Raw genomic sequence first — 16,867 nt, forward strand, 5'->3', positions numbered from 1 at the left:
TGTGAGGAAAAGTTGTGCGGAAACAGTCACGCATCACCCCCAAATTCGTCCCAGTGGCGGCCCCCGGTAGGCTAGAGGGGTGACTCCCGAAGAACTCTCCCTCGCCATATCCGCCTGCCTGAAAGACGCCGTCGCCGCTGGCGAAATCGCGCTTTCCGCATCAGCTGTCCCTGATGAGGTGCGCGTGGAGCGACCGAAGAACCGGGAGCACGGCGACTGGGCCACCAGCATCGCCCTCCAGCTGTCCAAGCAGGCCGGCACCAACCCGCGCGAATTCGCCACCGTCCTGAGCGCCCGGCTGAAGTCCATCAACGGCGTCGCTGCCGTGGATATTGCTGGCCCCGGCTTCCTGAACATCACCGTGGACGCCGCCGCGGCGGGTGCCCTGGCGAAGGCCATCGTGGAAGCCGGACGGGACTACGGCACCACCACCACGCTCGCCGGTCACGTGGTGAACATGGAATTTGTGTCGGCGAACCCCACTGGTCCGCTGCACATCGGCCACACCCGCTGGGCCGCCTTGGGCGACGCCATCGCCCGCGTGCTGCGTGCTTCGGGCGCGGAGGTCACCGCCGAGTACTACATCAACGACGCCGGTTCGCAGATGAACGTGTTCGCGAACTCTGTTTACTCGCGGCTGCACGGACTTCCGGTGCCGGACGGCGGCTACCCGGGCCAGTACATCGCAGACCTCGGCCACGACGTCCTCACCCAGCACCCCGACATCCGCGAACTCACCGAGGTCGCCGCCCTTCCCGTCATCCGCGCCGCTGCCTACAAGGCACAGATGAAGGACATTAAGGACACGCTCGCCGACTTCGGCGTTGCGTTTGACGTTTACTTCTCGGAGCAGGAACTGCACGACGCCGGCCACATCGAAAGTGCCGTGGCCCGCCTTCGCGAGCAGGGCCACGTGTTCGACGACGGCGGTGCGGTCTGGTTGCGCACCACCGACTTCGGGGACGACAAGGACCGCGTGATGATCCGCGCGAACGGCGAACCCACGTACTTTGCCGCGGACGCCGCCTACTACTTGTCCAAGAAGGACCGCGGCTTTACCGAAAAGATCTACCTCCTGGGGGCCGACCACCACGGTTACATCAACCGCCTCAAGGCCATTGCGGCCTGCGCGGGCGATGATCCCGATGTGAACATCGAGGTGCTGATCGGCCAGCTGGTGTCCGTTAATGGCGCCAAGCTGTCCAAGCGGGCTGGCAACATCATCGAGCTCAAGGACCTCATCGACTGGCTGGGCAAGGACGCTGTTCGTTATTCTCTGGCCCGCTTCCCGGCAGATTCCCCGCTCACCCTGGATCCCGATCTCCTGAAGAAGCACAGCAACGAAAACCCGGTGTTCTACGTCCAGTACGCCCACGCCCGGTCCCGTGGCACCGCCCGCAACGCCGTGGCTGCCGGCGTGGACCGGAGCGCGTTCGATGCTTCACTTCTGGATCACGCCACGGAAAACGAACTGCTCTCCTACCTGGGCAGCTACCCCTCGATCGTGGCCAAAGCCGCCGAACTGCGTGAACCCCACCGCGTGGCCCGCCACCTCGAGGTAATTGCCGGCGCCTACCACCGCTGGTACGACGCCTGCCGTGTTGCCCCACAGGGCGACGAAGCCGTCACCGATGTCAACCGCACCCGCCTGTGGCTGAACGACGCCACCAGCCAGGTGCTGGCCAACGGACTGGACCTGCTGGGCGTGTCCGCACCGGAACGGATGTGAAACTGATGTCGGCACAGGAAACTTCGACGCAGAAGGTGTCAGCACAGGACACCAACAGCGGATCCCCGCTGGCTCCCGAGTGGCTCGCCGTTCCCGCGGACCTGAATGCGCTCCACGAGCTCATGTGGGCGCAGGATGTGCGGAAGAACGACGCCGGTGAGCTCGCCATCGATGGCATCGCCGTCAGCGAGCTCAAGGCGCAGTTCGGCACGCCGCTCTTTGTGATGAGCGAGACAGACTTCCGGGCCCGCGCACGTTCCTTCAAGGACGCCTTTGATGCCGCGTTTGCCGACATCTGCGGGGGAGTGGACGTCTACTACGCGGGCAAGTCCTTCCTGTGCACCGCCGTAGCCGCCTGGGTGGCAGACGAAGGACTCCGGCTGGACACCTGTTCCGGCGGCGAGCTCGCGGTGGCGGCCCGGGCCGGCATCAAGGGCGAAAACCTGGGCCTGCACGGCAACAACAAATCCGACGCCGAGATCAACCGCGCGCTGGATATGAAGCTGGGACGCATCGTGGTGGACAGCCTCGACGAACTGGACCGCGTTGCCAAAATCGCCTCGGACCGCGGCGAAATTGCCAACGTTATGCTGCGCCTGACTCCCGGCGTCCACGCGCACACCCACGAGTTCATCGCCACCGCCCACGAGGACCAGAAGTTCGGCCTCTCCATGGCCGGGGATTCCACCGAGCAGGCCGGACTGTCAGCAGCGGAGGAAGCTGTGGCTGCGGCCACGGGCTACGCCGGCATCGACCTGCTGGGCCTGCACTGCCACATCGGCTCGCAGATCTTCGAGCCGGACGGCTTTGAACTCGCCGCGCAGAAGCTCCTGCGCTTCCACGCTGCCATGCAGGAAAAGTACTCCATCGTGATGCCCGAGCTGGACCTCGGCGGCGGCTACGGCATTGCCTATACCCCGGTGGACACCCCGCGCCCCGCAGCTGACGTCGCGCAGGCGATGGCCGCCGTCGTGCGTTCCACGTGTGCTGAGCTGGGCATCACCGCTCCCCGGATTTCGATCGAACCCGGACGCGCGATCGTGGGCAGCACCACGTTCACGCTGTACGAGGTGGGCACCCTGAAAACCGTGCGGGTGGACGCTCCGGCCGGCGAAGCGGGCCAGGAGAACGTTACGCATCCGCGCCGCTATGTGTCAGTGGACGGCGGCATGAGCGATAACGCCCGCCCGGTGCTCTACGACGCGGATTATTCGGCGATTCTGGCCTCCCGCACGTCCGCCGCGTCCCCGCAGCTGTCCCGCGTGGTGGGCAAACATTGCGAGAGCGGCGACATAGTTGTTAGAGATGTATATCTGCCCGAGGACGTGGCAGCCGGTGATCTGCTTGCTGTACCGGGGACCGGCGCCTACTGCTGGGCCCTGTCAAGCAACTACAACTATCTGGCCCGGCCGGGCGTTGTCGCGGTGCGCGGCGGATCTGCCCGGCTGATTGTCCGCGGGGAAACCGAAGAAGATCTGCTTAACCGCGACATGGGAGTGCCGAATGACTGAATTGCGAACCCTGAAAGTAGCCCTGCTGGGCTGTGGCAACGTTGGGGCCCAGGTTGCGCGGATTCTCATTGAGGACGCCGACGCCCTTGCCGCCCGTACCGGGGCCCGCCTGCAGCTCAGCGGCATCGCGGTGCGCAACGTCAATGCCAAGCGGGATGTGGACCTGCCGCAGGACCTCTTCACCACCGACGCCGACACCCTGGTCAAGGACGCCGACCTGGTGATCGAGCTCATGGGCGGGATCGAGCCTGCCCGCACGCTGATCCTCTCCGCGCTCCGCAACGGCGCCTGTGTTGTCACCGGCAACAAGGCCCTGCTCGCCCAGGACGGCCCCACCCTCTACGAAGAGGCCGACAAGGCCGGCGTGCAGCTGTCCTACGAAGCCGCCGTAGCCGGTGCCATCCCCATCCTGCGCCCCATCCGGGACAGCCTGGCCGGAGACCGCATCACCCGCGTGCTGGGTATCGTCAACGGCACCACCAACTTCATCCTGGACCAGATGGACTCCACCGGCGCCCAGTTTGCGGACGCCCTCGCAGAGGCCCAGCGGCTCGGTTACGCGGAAGCGGACCCCACCGCCGACGTCGAAGGCCACGACGCCGCCTCCAAGGCCGCCATTCTCGCGTCGCTGTCGTTCCACACCCGCTTCGCCCTGGAGAACGTCCACTGTGAAGGCATCACGTCCGTCAGCGCGGCGGACATCGCCGCAGCCAAGGACGCCGGATTTGTCATCAAACTGCTGGCCATCGCTGAAAAGCTCACGGATGCCGACGGCGGCGAAGGCGTTTCCGTGCGCGTGCACCCCACGCTGCTGCCGCGCGAGCACCCGCTGGCCGCCGTTCGTGGCGCGTTCAACGCGGTTTTCATTGAGGCGGAAAACGCCGGCGAGCTGATGTTCTATGGCCAGGGTGCCGGCGGAACTCCGACGGCGTCCGCCGTGCTGGGTGACCTCGTTTCGGCCGCCCGCCGCATTGTGCTGGGTGGCCCCGGACGCACGGAGACCACCACGGGCCACGTCCCGGCGCTGCCCATCGACGCGGTCATGACCAGCTACTACATCGGCCTGGATGTGGCTGACCAGCCCGGCGTGCTGGCCCGGATCGCCCAGCTTTTTGCGGAGCATGGCGTCTCCATCGAAATCATGCGGCAGACCATCCACCGGGACGCAGAGTCCAACGTGGAGTCGGCCGAACTGCGGATCGTTACCCACCGCGCATCAGAGGCTGCCCTCGCAGCCACCGTCGAGGCCGTCAAGGGCCTGGACGTCATCAATTCAGTAACATCCGTTCTGCGGGTAGAAGGAGTCTAAGTGGCTCACCAATGGCGCGGCGTTATCCGCGAATACGCTGACCGTCTGCCCGTAACGGAATCCACAAGGGTCATCACGCTGGGAGAAGGCGGCACCCCGCTGGTCCACGCGCAGAAACTCTCCGAGCTCACCGGCTCCACGGTGTACCTGAAGGTCGAGGGGATGAACCCCACCGGTTCGTTCAAGGACCGCGGCATGACCATGGCCATGACGGCCGCCGTTGCATCCGGCGCCAAGGCTGTGGTGTGCGCGTCCACTGGCAACACTTCAGCTTCCGCCGCGGCCTACGCCACGGCAGCGGGACTGAAATGCGCCGTGCTGGTCCCCGAAGGCAAGATCTCCATGGGCAAGCTGAGCCAGGCCATCGCGCACGGCGCCACGCTGCTCCAGGTGGACGGCAACTTCGATAACTGCCTGGACATTGCACGGAAGCTGGGGGAGTCCTATCCGGTGTTCCTGGTCAACTCCGTGAACCCGGCCCGCATCCAGGGCCAGAAGACGGGCGCGTTTGAGATTGTTGATTCGCTCGGCGATGCTCCGGACATCCACGTCCTGCCCGTAGGCAACGCCGGCAACATCACGGCGTACTGGAAGGGCTACAAGGAGTACTCGGCGCCGTTCGAATCCGACACGGCCGGAACCTTGCCCGCCGTGTCCACCAAGACCCCGCAGATGTGGGGCTTCCAGGCCGCAGGCGCGGCACCGTTCGTGGCGGGGCACCCCATCACGGAGCCGGACACCATCGCCACTGCCATCCGGATCGGCAACCCGGCGTCCTGGGACGGTGCCATCGCGGCACGTGACGAGTCCGGCGGATTCATCGACTCCGTGACTGACGAACAGATCCTGGATGCTCACCGCTGGCTGTCCGCCCGCGAAGGCGTTTTTGTGGAGCCCGGCTCCGCCGCCGGTGTGGCCGGCCTGCTCAAGAAGCACGCCGCCGGTGAAGTTCCGACCGGCAAGACCATCGTCATCACCGTGACCGGCCACGGCCTCAAGGACCCCCAGTGGGCCCTCCGGACCGAGGACGGCAGTGAAGTGCAGCCGGTCAAGGTCTCGAACGACGTCGTGACAGTCGCTGCTGAACTGGGACTGGAAGAAAAGTAGCCTTGGAAACCACCTCGCCCACCGCCGTTGACCTGCCCGTCATCGAGGCAGGTCAGCGCGTCACCGTCAGGGTCCCGGCCACCAGTGCCAACCTTGGACCGGGTTACGACAGCCTGGGCCTCGCCCTTGCACTGCACGACACCCTGACGGTGGAAAGCCTCGAATCCGCTGAGCTCGTCTTCGAGCTCAGCGGCGAGGGGGCGGACACGCTGCCGCAGGACGCCAGTCACCTGGTGGTCAGGGCGATGGAGGCTGCCTTTTCCCGGCTCGGATACCGGCACGGCGGCCTCAGGATCACGGCGACGAACGTCAACCCCCATGGCCGGGGCCTGGGATCATCGGCGTCGGCAGTGGTGGCGGCCGTCTCGGCCGCCAATGCGATGGTGCCCGAAGCGGCGCGTCGCGGGCGGGATTGGATCCTGCAGTTGACCAGCGAGATGGAAGGCCATCCGGACAACGTCGCGCCCGCGATTTTCGGCGGACTGGCGCTGTCATGGCAGGACAGTGACCAGTACAGCAGCACGTGCGCTACCGTGGCCGGTTCCGTGATTCCCATCGTGGCCGTCCCCGATTTCGAATTGTCCACCGAGGCAGCGCGAGCTCTGCTGCCGGCGTCTGTGGGCCATCATGCGGCGGCCATGAACTCCGGCCGGGCGGCGCTGCTGATCCATGCGCTGACGCAGAAGCCCGAGTTCCTGCACGCAGGCACGGAGGATTACCTGCACCAGAGCTACCGGGCCGAGGCGATGCGGCCCAGCGCGTCCCTCATCACGGCACTGCGCAACGCGGGCCACGCGGCCGTGGTTTCGGGTGCCGGACCTACGGTCCTGGTTCTCGCCGACGGCGAAGCCGAAGCCGCCGAGGTCCTTGGGTTTATTGCGTCCTTTACAGAGTCGAACACGCCGGGCATCGGCTGGCGCGTGCTGAAGCTGGCAGTGGACGTCGAAGGTGCTAAGGTGGACTTGCACCGGCGGTAATTCCGCCTATCTGATCGGCAGCTGCATTCAGTTGTCAGTGATCTCCTACTGCGCAATATTTTCCGGTGCCACCTGCTTGGTCTGTCGCAGGAATCTGCAGCTAAATTGTCTGCCCCTGAACCGTCAGCCCAGCGCCCCGCCATTAATCGGTGCGTGAGGTGAATCAGTATCCGGCCCTGCTGGCCGAAATCCAACCGGCAAGACCGAAAATGCGGCTGCAGATCTGAACTGCAGCCCAGATCAAATCATCGCGTCCAGCTCCCAGTCTGGACGCCGTCGAGGGGGAAGGATCCTTCGTGACCGAAACCACTGAGCTGTCTTCAGCTGTGGAACCATCAACTTCTGCTGCCGGATCGTCAACGGCCGCACCCGCCAAGAGCAGTGGCCTCGCCGGCCTCAAGCTCGCCCAGCTGCAGGCACTTGCCAGCCAGCTGGGGATTTCCGGTGGATCGCGCATGCGTAAGGGGGATCTGGTGACCGCCATTTCCGCCCATCGCGCTGGCACGTCAGCCAGCAAGGCCCCGGCCAAGGCTGCCGAGAAGGCGACCGAAAACCACGTAGCCCCTGCAGCTGCCGCACCGGTGGCCGCCGCAAGCGAAACCTCGGAGGCCCCGGCCGCTGAGGGGACCCGTGCCCGTGGCCGTGGACGCAGCCGCCGCGCTGTCAGCGACGGAGTAGTTGCGGCACCTGCCGCGGCAGCAGCCGCCGAAGCTCCGGCCGCCGCACCCGTTGAGGCTCCGGCGACGGCGCCTGTTGAGGCCGCCGTTGAAGGCGAACGCCGCCAGCCGCGTACCCGCAACCGCCGCCGCGGCGATGCGGCCGCCACGTCAACGCAGGCAGAAGCCGCTGAGGCTCCGGCCGAGCAGCCCGCGGCTGAACAGCGCCAGGCTGACCGCACCGAAACCCAGCGTGCTGATTCCCAGGGCGCAGAATCCGGCGACGGCCAGCGTGCTGACCGCCGTGAGAGTGGCCGCAGCCGTGGCGCCCGTGACACCGCAGCCCGTGAAACCACGGCTCGTGAAACCACGGCTCGTGACACCACTGCCCGGGAGACCACCGAAGGTGGCCGCGACAACGCGGGCAGCCGTGACGCCGGCCAGCGTGACGGTGCCCGTCGCGATGACAGCCGCGACAACGACGATTCCGACGGCGGCAGCCGCCGGAACCGCCGCAACCGCCGCGACCGGAACGACCGCAATGACCGGAGCGACCGCTCCGGTGGCGGCCAGGACAGCCGGGACAACTCGCGTAACGACCGTTTCCGCGACCGCAATGACCGCCGTCGGGGACGCACCCAGGGACCGGACGTCGACGACGTCGAGGTCACCGAGGATGACGTCCTGCTGCCCGTCGCCGGCATCCTGGACGTGCTGGAGAACTACGCGTTCATCCGCACCTCCGGTTACCTGCCGGGCCCGAACGACGTTTACGTCTCCCTGGCCCAGGTCAAGAAGTACAACCTGCGCAAGGGCGACGCCTGCGTCGGTGCCATCCGTGCACCGCGTGAAGGCGAAGACCGCAGCCAGCAGACTGCCCGCCAGAAGTTCAACGCCCTGGTCCGCGTCACCTCCGTCAACGGAAAGACGCCGGAAGAGCTCAAGGACCGCGTCGAATTCGCCAAGCTGGTTCCGCTGTACCCGTCCGAGCGCCTGCGCCTTGAGACGGATCCCAAGAAGATCGGCCCCCGCGTCATCGACCTGGTTGCCCCGATCGGCAAGGGCCAGCGCGGCCTGATCGTCTCCCCGCCGAAGGCCGGCAAGACGCTCATCCTGCAGTCCATCGCCAACGCCATCACCACCAACAATCCTGAGGTCCACCTCATGATGGTGCTTGTTGACGAACGCCCCGAAGAAGTGACGGACATGCAGCGCACGGTCAAGGGTGAGGTCATTGCCTCCACCTTCGACCGTCCCGCGGATGACCACACCACCGTGGCCGAGCTCTCCATCGAACGCGCCAAGCGCCTCGTGGAAATGGGCATGGACGTGGTGGTCCTCCTGGACTCCATGACCCGCCTGGGCCGCGCCTACAACCTGGCAGCACCGGCCTCCGGCCGTATCCTGTCCGGTGGTGTCGACTCTGCCGCGCTGTACCCGCCGAAGCGCTTCTTCGGTGCAGCCCGCAACATCGAAAACGGTGGCTCGCTGACCATCCTGGCAACCGCGCTCGTGGAGACCGGTTCCAAGATGGACGAGGTCATCTTCGAAGAGTTCAAGGGCACCGGCAACATGGAGCTCCGCCTGTCCCGCCAGCTGGCGGACAAGCGCATCTTCCCGGCCGTGGACGTCAACGCGTCCGGTACCCGCCGCGAAGAGAACCTGCTTTCCCCCGAGGAAGTCAAGATCATGTGGAAGCTGCGCCGCGTCCTTTCCGGACTCGAAACGCAGCAGAGCCTTGAGCTGCTGACCAACAAGATCCGGGAGACCCAGAGCAACGTCGAGTTCCTCATGCAGGTCCAGAAGACAACGCTTGGCGCGAAGTCGGATAACGACAAGTAGCTGCGCTCACCGCTCAAAACATGCCGGCCTGATGGCCGGCATGTTTTGGGCGGTTCGTCGTTAAGTCCCGTGAAACTAGACTTGTAAGAGTCGAAAGAGGTTTTGAAATGTTTGAGTCCGTACAGGGCCTGCTTGACGAGCATGATGCTATCCAGGCGCAGCTTGGCGATCCTGCTGTTTATGCTGACCAGCGGCTGGCCCGGAAGCTGGGGCGGCGTTCTGCGCAGCTCAATGGCATCGTGGAGGCATACAACAAGTGGCATGCCCTGGAGGACGACCTCGCCGCTGCGAAGGAAATGGCCTCGGAGGACCCTGAGTTTGCTGCCGAGGTTCCCGTGCTGGAGGCCGCGCTGGAGCAGGCTTCTGCGAAGCTGCGCAGGCTCCTCATTCCGCGGGATCCCGACGACGCCCGCAACGTGATCCTCGAGGTCAAGGGCGGTGAAGGCGGCGACGAAGCCGCACTCTTCGCCGGTGACCTCCTGCGGATGTACACCCGGTACGCGGAATCCCGCGGCTGGAAGACCGAACTAATCTCGGCCAACGAATCCGATCTCGGTGGCTACAAGGACGTCCAGATGGCCGTCAAGGGCAACTCGAACGATCCTGCCGAAGGTGTCTACGCGCGGCTCAAGTTCGAAGGCGGCGTCCACCGCGTGCAGCGTGTGCCCGTCACCGAATCCCAGGGCCGCATCCACACCTCTGCCGCCGGTGTCCTGGTCCTCCCCGAAGTTGACGAGCCCGAAGAGCTGGACATCAACCAGAACGACCTCAAGATCGACGTCTACCGCTCCTCGGGTCCCGGTGGCCAGTCTGTGAACACCACGGACTCCGCTGTCCGTATCACGCACCTTCCCACCGGCATCGTGGTGGCCATGCAGAACGAGAAATCCCAGCTGCAGAACCGCGAAGCAGGCATGCGTGTGCTCCGCGCCCGCATCCTGGCGCACCAGCAGGAAATCATCGACGCGGAGAACTCGGCCCAGCGTAAATCCCAGATCCGCACCATGGACCGTTCGGAGCGCATCCGCACGTACAACTACCCGGAAAACCGGATCGCGGACCACCGCACCGGCTACAAGGCGTACAACCTGGACCAGGTCATGAACGGTGACCTGGAACCGGTCATCCAGTCCGCCATCGAGATGGACGAACAGGCACGCCTGGACGCCATCGGCGACTAGCCGCCGGCCTCCATGACACTCGGGTCGGAGCAGTCCCTCGCGGCTGCCGTCAGCGAGGCCACGGTGATCCTCCGGGACGCTGGGGTCCCCAGCCCCCGCGTCGACGCGGAACTCCTGGCGGACCACCTGCTCGGTGTGGGGCTCGGCAGGCTCCGGGCGATGATGCTGGGGGACACTCCAGCACCTGTTGGCTATGCCGAACTTGTCGCTGAACGGGCCCAACGGATCCCGCTGCAGCACATCACCGGTGTGGCGCATTTCAGGTACCTGGAGCTTGCGGTTGGGCCTGGGGTCTTTATCCCCCGGCCGGAAACAGAGTCCGTTGTGCAGCTGGTCATCGACCACGTCAAGGGGATGGCGCACCCGCGGATTGTGGACCTGGGAACGGGGTCCGGCGCGATCGCCGGCTCCATCGCCCATGAGGTGCCCGGCGCCGAAGTCCACGCCGTGGAATACAGTCCGTTCGCGCACGCGTGGGCGGCCAGAAACCTGGCGCCCCTGGGCGTTAATCTGGTGCTGGGGGACCTCCGCGACGCGCTGCCGGAACTTAACGGAACCTTCGACGTCGTAATCTCCAACCCGCCATACATTCCCGCCGAAGCCGTCCCGAATGAACCCGAAGTTGCCCTGCACGACCCTCCCGAAGCCCTGTACGGCGGGGGAGCGGACGGCATGGAACTTCCGACGGCGGCGGCCGCCTCGGCTGCCCGGCTGCTGGTTCCCGGCGGCTACTTCGTGATGGAACACGCGGAGGTCCAGGCCGGCTGGATCGCCGGCATGATGCAGCGGACGGGTGCCTGGCGGGAGATCACCACGCATCTGGACCTCAACGGCAAGGAACGCGCCACGAGCGCCGTCCTTGCCGGTCCGCACACGAGTGATGAAAGAATAGGCCAGTGACCACAACCTACAACTGCACGTCCGAGGATCAGCGCGCCCTTGGCCTGGAGCATGCCCAGCGTGCCATCAGCGAAAAGAAGTGCGTGGTGTTCCCCACGGACACGGTCTACGGAATTGCCGCCGACGCATTTTCGCCGCAGGCCGTCACCATGCTGTTGGCCTCCAAAGGGCGCAGCCGCAGCATGCCGCCGCCGGTACTGATTCCCCGGATCAACGCGCTGGACGGCCTGGCCACAGATGTTTCCGCTGATGCCCGCAAGCTCGCCGAGGCGTTCTGGCCGGGGGGACTGACCCTGATCCTGCACGCCCAGCCGTCACTGGACTGGGACCTGGGCGAGACCCAGGGAACGGTGGCCCTGCGTATGCCCGCCGACGAGGTGGCCCAGGAACTCCTGACGCTGACCGGTCCGCTGGCCGTGTCCTCCGCCAACCGGACCGGCCAGCCGCCGGCACAGACCGCCGCTGAGGCTCGTGCCCAGCTCGCGGAGTCCGTGGAGGTCTACCTCGAAGGCGGTTTCCGGCCGGTGGAAGGAACCGACGCCGTGCCCTCCACGATCGTGGATGCCACCGGGACGCTCCTGCGCGTCGTGCGCACCGGTGCCGTGTCCCTGGAGCAGCTCCGGGAACACGTTCCGGGCGTCTTGGGCCTGGGCGAGATCCCGATGGCTGAGCCCGAGGAAGAATCTGAACCAGTCGCTATGCCGGCTGAATCAGCCGCTGAAGAGCCGGCCGGTGAAAAAGCTGCCGACGAGCCGGCGGCGCCGGTTCGGGAGACTGACGGGTGAGCCTGGCACGCCAGCACATCCCCGTCCTGGGCGTGGACGTCACGCCGCTCAAGGTGGACGACCTGCTTGAGGTGCTGGCGGGGTTCGTCGCCGACGGGACCAAGCGGACCGTCGTCGGACATAACCTGCACAGTGTCACGCTGACACATTCCGACGCCGGCTTTCGTTCCGTCTATGAGGAGAGCGACGTGGTGCTCCTCGATGGGGCGCCGGTGCTCTGGCTGTGGAGCCGGACGGGGAATGCCGTGGGGCCGGTCATGGAGTACCGGCTGGGTTCCACGGACTGGTTGCCGTCCCTCGGCAGGGTTGCCGGCCTGAAGCGGATGGCGGTGGTTGGCGCCGGCGCTGAGGCGAACGCCTTGGCTGTCGAAAAGCTCCGGAGCCTTGTTCCCGGTGCCACGGTAGCGGGCCTGCCCGGCGAAGGCTGGAACGACGACGTCGAAATGGCCGCTGTGCGCTGGCTCGGGGAGCAGCAACCCCAGCTCGTCCTGCTCGGGTTGGGCATGCCGCTGCAAGAATCAGTGCTGCAGCGCCGGCTCGGCACGCTCCCGCCGGCCATCTACTGCACCGTGGGCGGCGCGATCGACCAGCTGGCCGGAATCCAGAAACTTGCACCTCGATGGCTCGGGAGGCTCGGGCTGGAATGGGCATGGCGCCTGCTGCTGCATCCCCGCCGCGTGGCGTACCGTGTGTTTGGCGAGCCGTGGGTGCTGCTGTGGCTGCTGGCCCGCCGCCGGCTGCGGCGCGTGTCCTAGAACTTCTGGTCCTCCAGCGGCGCGAAGCCCTTGCCCCGCAGTCCCTTCGAGAAGGAACTTGCCCAGGCGAGCAGTCCCTTCAGGTCACGGCGCTGCGCAAAATAGCCAAGGTAGCCGCCGACGTCGGCCACCAGCGACTTAACCCGGAAATAGCGCCGGATCAGGTACCCGCGGTTGCGGTAGTAGTAGTAACGTTTGAACGCCGAATCCGGCACGATCACATGCCAGCGTGCGCCAAAGACGTGCTGCGTCTCGGAAAACGCATGCGGGTGGGTGATGGCGGTGGTGGTCACCGTGCCGAACCGGATGCCCGCCTTGCGGAGGCGGATGGTGAAGTCCACCTCGTCGCCGCGGATAAAGAGGCGCATGTCCGGCAGGCCCACCTTGAAAAACACGTCGGACCTGATCAGGGCACCGTTAAAGAAGTGTCCGTCGTTGGGTAGGAAACCTACTTTTTCCAGTTCGGCCCGGTCGTGGGTGACTTTCCCGTCCAGCCGGAAGAAGAAGGACAGCCGGTCGGGATGGCCCGGGGCAACCACCAGCGGGACCACGGCTTCAAGGTCGCGGGCCTCAGCCTCACGCAGCAGCGTGGCGAGGCATTCGGGATCTGTCGGCTCGGCGTCGTCGTCCATCATCCAGACCCATTTGGCACCGCTGGCCACCGCCTTCAGCGCGGCGAGGGCAAAGCCGCCTGCCCCGCCGAGGTTCGCTTCGGAACGGACGTAATCAACATTTGTGTGCCGCGCGGCAACATCGCGTGCGGGGTCCGTGCCGCTGTCCACAAGGCAGATGGTGTCCACTGCCGCGGACTGCGTATTAATGGCGTCCAGCAGGACGGACAGCTCTTTATGACGGTTAAATGTCACGGCGGCAACTGCAACCCGGACGGTCATGGGGATTCCTTTCAGCATGGCCTTCAGGGGATTCCCCGCTCGCAATGCGCCAGTGTGGCGCGAAGCCATGGAGCCGTTGGCGCTAGTATCTTGACTAGAGTCCACTGTAATACAGCCCTGTAAGGCACCAAGCACTGCCTGCTGCGCGCCCGGCGACGGAGAAGTTTCATTTATCGAAAGTCAGATTCCCCGCCAGTGAGCCCGTCGATCGAGGACCACCTGTTCGGGCCGCTGTCCATGCCTGTGCGCACCCGCAGGGTTGCGCCGCACACCGACGAAACGGCCGCTATCGCATGATTATGTACCTGCTTATGGGGCTGACGGCTGCCGTCGTGTCCTACGGAGCCACCTGGGGTGCCCGCGTCATCGGGCACCGGCTTGAACTCCACGCCCCCATCCGCAGCCGTGACATGCATACGACGCCGGTGTCCCGGCTGGGCGGGGTGGCCATCTTCCTCGGCGTGCTGGTGGCCCTCCTCGTGGCCAGCCAGTCCTTCTTCGTCAAGGACATCTACCGGAACAACTTCTCGCCATGGGGCGTCCTGGCGGGCGCGGCACTGATCGTGCTCGTGGGGATCGCGGATGACCTCCTGGACATCCGTTGGTGGGTGAAGCTCATCGGCCAGAGCGCCGCAGCCCTGGTGGTGGCCATCTGGGGCGTCCGGATGACCATTGTCCCGTGGGTTCCGGAGCCGATCTACCTGGAGAACGAACTGCTCCGCGTCGTGCTGACGGCCGGGCTCATCGTCACCACCATGAACGCCTTCAACTTCATTGACGGCCTCGACGGACTGGCCGCCGGCGTGGCCATCATCGGCGGAACTGCCTTCTTCTTCACGGCGTATTGGGTGCACCGGAACGCCGTCCTGTTGGACTACTCGGACCTGGCCACCCTCCTCACCGCCGTCGTCGTTGGCAGTTGCATCGGTTTCCTGCCGCACAACTGGTTCCCGTCCAAGATCTTTATGGGCGATTCCGGTGCCATGCTGATCGGCCTGCTGATGGCGGCCGCCGGCATCGTCTCCACGGGCCAGATCACGTCAGGGCTGTACGACCGCGCCAACGGTATCTCCACAGTCATACCGATTCTGCTGCCCTTCGCCGTGCTGTTCCTGCCACTGCTTGACCTGGGCCTCGCCGTCGTCCGCCGGACAGCGCGGGGACGTTCGCCATGGTCCGCAGACCGCGGCCACCTCCACCACAAGCTGCTGGATATCGGTTACTCGCACCGGACGGCCGTCATCCTGATGTACCTCTGGACCGCCGTCCTGTCCTTCGGGGGATTGGCCTTTGCAGTCTTCCCTTGGCAAGTTGTATTGGCCGCCGACATCTTCGCCACGCTGGTCATGGGCCTGATTACGGCCTGGCCATACCTGCGCCGCCACAGTGACCAGTCGCCGGCGTAACGGCGTTCGAATTTATTTCTATCTCGTGTAGAATTTAGGGGCAGCCCAAGCTGCCCCTCCACCCAGCCCCAGGGCGCCGACGATTGGGATCTTATGACCTCCAACGCCGAACCCGGACGTTCGTCCGGCAGCGGACCCGTTGGTGTTTCCGGTCCCACGCGCTCGCTGTGGCTTCGCCTCCTCGCACTCAGTTCAGCTGCCGGTGCAGGCGCACTGATTCTGGCGGGCATCCCGGCTGTGATCCTGAACGGCCCCACCGGCGTTCTATCCAGTACTTTGGGCGGCCTCCTGGTGATGCTCTTCTTCGCCATCAGTCTTCTCGTGGGCCATTTCGTGGGGCGCAACAACCCCTCCGGTGCCATCGGAATGTTCGCGGCCACCTACTTTGTCAAGGTCGTGGGTTTCGCGGTTGTCCTGTTTGTGATCGGAGCACCTGCCTGGCTTCACGACCGATGGTTCCTGATTGGTGCCGTTGCCACTGTTGTCTTCTGGCAGGCTGCCGAAATCTATGGCTTCAGCAAGGCGCGCCTGCAGATTTACAACGACCCCGAGACCAAGGAGCCGAACGATGCCTGATCGGAAACGAACAGCGAAAAACGGTTCCTCCGTGCCCAGGTACGCTGCGCCCACGCCGGGGGTGTCGGCCGAAAACAACGACGGCGGATACAACGCCGGAATGGCCGTCTTTAGCTACATTATTGGCGGAATCATCGTCTGGAGTTTGATAGGGTGGGGTCTGGATTATCTGTGGGGAACCCGCTGGATCGTGCTCGCAGGCGCTCTGCTTGGAGCTCTCGGAGGTTTCTATCTTTCCCACATGCATGGCCTTACCAGTTCCAGAACCACGGCAGGTAAGAGCGGCGCAGACAGCGGCCCGTCCGCGGACGGAAACACAAATGCCAAATAATTTCACAGGGGGAGCTGCGGAGCACAATTCCGCGGGTCCTCGACCAACGCCCAATGATGGACACTGCAGAGAGGAAACGCGTTGATCGCGCTTGCGCTCCCGGCCCAAGATTCAGGAGAGTTCAATCCTCCTGGAATTGAAGAAATGCACCTGCCGGCAATCCTGCCGTGGGGGGTGGCTGACGGATTCTCCAAGCAGATGCTGCTGGTAATCCTGTCGGTCGTCATTATCGCCACATTCTTTCTGCTAGCTGCACGGAAGCAGCAGCTTGTTCCCGGCAAGCTCCAGTTCGCTGGTGAAATGGCTTATGGCTTTGTCCGAAACGGCATTGCAAAAGACATTATCGGCGGCAAAGATTTCATGAAGTATGTCCCGCTGTTGTTCAGCCTTTTCTTCTTCATTCTGGTGAACAACATCTACGGCGCCATTCCCGTGATCCAGCTCCCAAGCTTCTCGCACGTTGGCGGCGCCTATGTCCTCGCGGGCATTGTGTACGTCACCTGGATTGCCATCGGCATCAAGAAGAACGGCCTGAAGTATTTCAAGCTGGCCACCGTGCCGTCCGGCGTCCCGGTCTACATTCTCCCGATTGTGATCCCGATCGAGATCATCTCGAACTTCCTGGTCCGGCCGGTCACACACAGCCTCCGTCTCTTTGCCACCATGCTGGCAGGACACTTGATCGTCATGATCGCCGGTTCCGGCATTGAGTTCCTGGTGATGCAGGAGAACATCCTGCTCAAGGGAACCTCCCTTCTGGTCATCGCCGGCGCAGTTGCCATGTACATGCTGGAAGCACTGATCATGGCCCTGCAGGCCTACGTCTTCACGCTGCTGACCGCCATTTACATCGAAGGCGCCCTGCACGCGGACAGCCACTAGGCACCCACAAACTTCCCCTCACGGGGA

15 protein-coding genes are annotated in these 16,867 nt (G+C 64.9%); 14 read left to right on the forward strand and 1 reads right to left on the reverse strand.

What is annotated here, in order from left to right:
• Window positions 1-79 precede the first annotated feature (79 nt).
• The 10 genes from argS to NG701_RS05315 all read left to right on the forward strand — a co-directional run bounded on the left by argS (window position 80) and on the right by NG701_RS05315 (window position 12,752).
• Window positions 80-1,729, forward strand: a complete 1,650-nt coding sequence (gene argS, locus NG701_RS05270) for an arginine--tRNA ligase (RefSeq protein WP_252565116.1) — start codon at window positions 80-82, stop codon at window positions 1,727-1,729.
• A gap of 5 nt (window positions 1,730-1,734) precedes the next feature.
• On the forward strand, window positions 1,735-3,240 hold the full coding sequence (lysA, locus tag NG701_RS05275; protein ID WP_252565118.1) for a diaminopimelate decarboxylase: 1,506 nt from the start codon (window positions 1,735-1,737) through the stop codon (window positions 3,238-3,240).
• Entirely contained in the window at window positions 3,233-4,549 is a 1,317-nt protein-coding gene (locus NG701_RS05280; RefSeq protein ID WP_252565120.1) for a homoserine dehydrogenase, read from the forward strand. The genes lysA and NG701_RS05280 overlap by 8 nt, the downstream gene beginning before the upstream one ends.
• The gene (thrC, locus tag NG701_RS05285) at window positions 4,550-5,656 is read left to right on the forward strand and encodes a threonine synthase (protein ID WP_252565122.1); all 1,107 of its coding nucleotides are present in this window, start codon (window positions 4,550-4,552) and stop codon (window positions 5,654-5,656) included. It abuts the gene before it with no gap.
• Window positions 5,657-5,658: 2 nt separating this feature from the next.
• Window positions 5,659-6,633 (forward strand): homoserine kinase, encoded by a 975-nt coding sequence (gene thrB / locus NG701_RS05290; RefSeq protein ID WP_252565124.1) that lies wholly within the window; start codon window positions 5,659-5,661, stop codon window positions 6,631-6,633.
• Between the two features lie 296 nt (window positions 6,634-6,929).
• Window positions 6,930-9,131, forward strand: coding sequence for a transcription termination factor Rho (gene rho / locus NG701_RS05295; RefSeq protein WP_252565126.1), 2,202 nt, complete (start codon window positions 6,930-6,932; stop codon window positions 9,129-9,131).
• A gap of 107 nt (window positions 9,132-9,238) precedes the next feature.
• A complete protein-coding gene (gene prfA, locus NG701_RS05300) occupies window positions 9,239-10,312 on the forward strand; it encodes a peptide chain release factor 1 (protein WP_252565128.1) in 1,074 nt (357 codons plus the stop codon).
• A 12-nt stretch (window positions 10,313-10,324) separates the two neighbouring features.
• Window positions 10,325-11,212: a peptide chain release factor N(5)-glutamine methyltransferase gene (gene prmC / locus NG701_RS05305; RefSeq protein ID WP_252565130.1), complete on the forward strand. Its 888-nt coding sequence runs from the start codon at window positions 10,325-10,327 to the stop codon at window positions 11,210-11,212.
• A complete protein-coding gene (locus tag NG701_RS05310) occupies window positions 11,209-11,997 on the forward strand; it encodes an L-threonylcarbamoyladenylate synthase (RefSeq protein ID WP_252565132.1) in 789 nt (262 codons plus the stop codon). The genes prmC and NG701_RS05310 overlap by 4 nt, the downstream gene beginning before the upstream one ends.
• Window positions 11,994-12,752, forward strand: a complete 759-nt coding sequence (locus tag NG701_RS05315) for a WecB/TagA/CpsF family glycosyltransferase (protein ID WP_252565134.1) — start codon at window positions 11,994-11,996, stop codon at window positions 12,750-12,752. Before NG701_RS05310 ends, NG701_RS05315 begins: the two co-directional genes overlap by 4 nt.
• On the opposite strand, the gene NG701_RS05320 is transcribed toward NG701_RS05315, so the two are convergent.
• On the reverse strand, window positions 12,749-13,645 hold the full coding sequence (locus NG701_RS05320) for a glycosyltransferase (protein ID WP_252565136.1): 897 nt from the start codon (window positions 13,643-13,645) through the stop codon (window positions 12,749-12,751). The two genes, NG701_RS05315 and NG701_RS05320, sit on opposite strands and share 4 nt — an antisense overlap.
• 293 nt (window positions 13,646-13,938) lie before the next feature.
• Between NG701_RS05320 and NG701_RS05325 the strand changes: the two genes are divergently transcribed.
• The 4 genes from NG701_RS05325 (at window position 13,939) to atpB (ending at window position 16,840) form a co-directional block, all read left to right on the forward strand.
• A complete protein-coding gene (locus NG701_RS05325) occupies window positions 13,939-15,051 on the forward strand; it encodes an MraY family glycosyltransferase (protein WP_252565138.1) in 1,113 nt (370 codons plus the stop codon).
• 93 nt (window positions 15,052-15,144) lie between these two features.
• Window positions 15,145-15,627 carry a Cg1360 family ATP-synthase-associated protein gene (locus tag NG701_RS05330; RefSeq protein ID WP_252565141.1) on the forward strand — a complete coding sequence of 161 codons (483 nt, stop codon included), beginning with the start codon at window positions 15,145-15,147 and terminating at the stop codon, window positions 15,625-15,627.
• Window positions 15,620-15,958, forward strand: a complete 339-nt coding sequence (locus NG701_RS05335) for a hypothetical protein (RefSeq protein WP_252565143.1) — start codon at window positions 15,620-15,622, stop codon at window positions 15,956-15,958. Before NG701_RS05330 ends, NG701_RS05335 begins: the two co-directional genes overlap by 8 nt.
• An 81-nt stretch (window positions 15,959-16,039) precedes the next feature.
• Complete coding sequence (gene atpB / locus NG701_RS05340; RefSeq protein ID WP_056349417.1) at window positions 16,040-16,840, forward strand: F0F1 ATP synthase subunit A; 801 nt, start codon at window positions 16,040-16,042, stop codon at window positions 16,838-16,840.
• Window positions 16,841-16,867: the final 27 nt, after the last annotated feature.

The sequence above is a fragment of the Pseudarthrobacter cellobiosi genome, assembly GCF_023913815.1.
GTDB lineage: Bacteria > Actinomycetota > Actinomycetes > Actinomycetales > Micrococcaceae > Arthrobacter > Arthrobacter cellobiosi.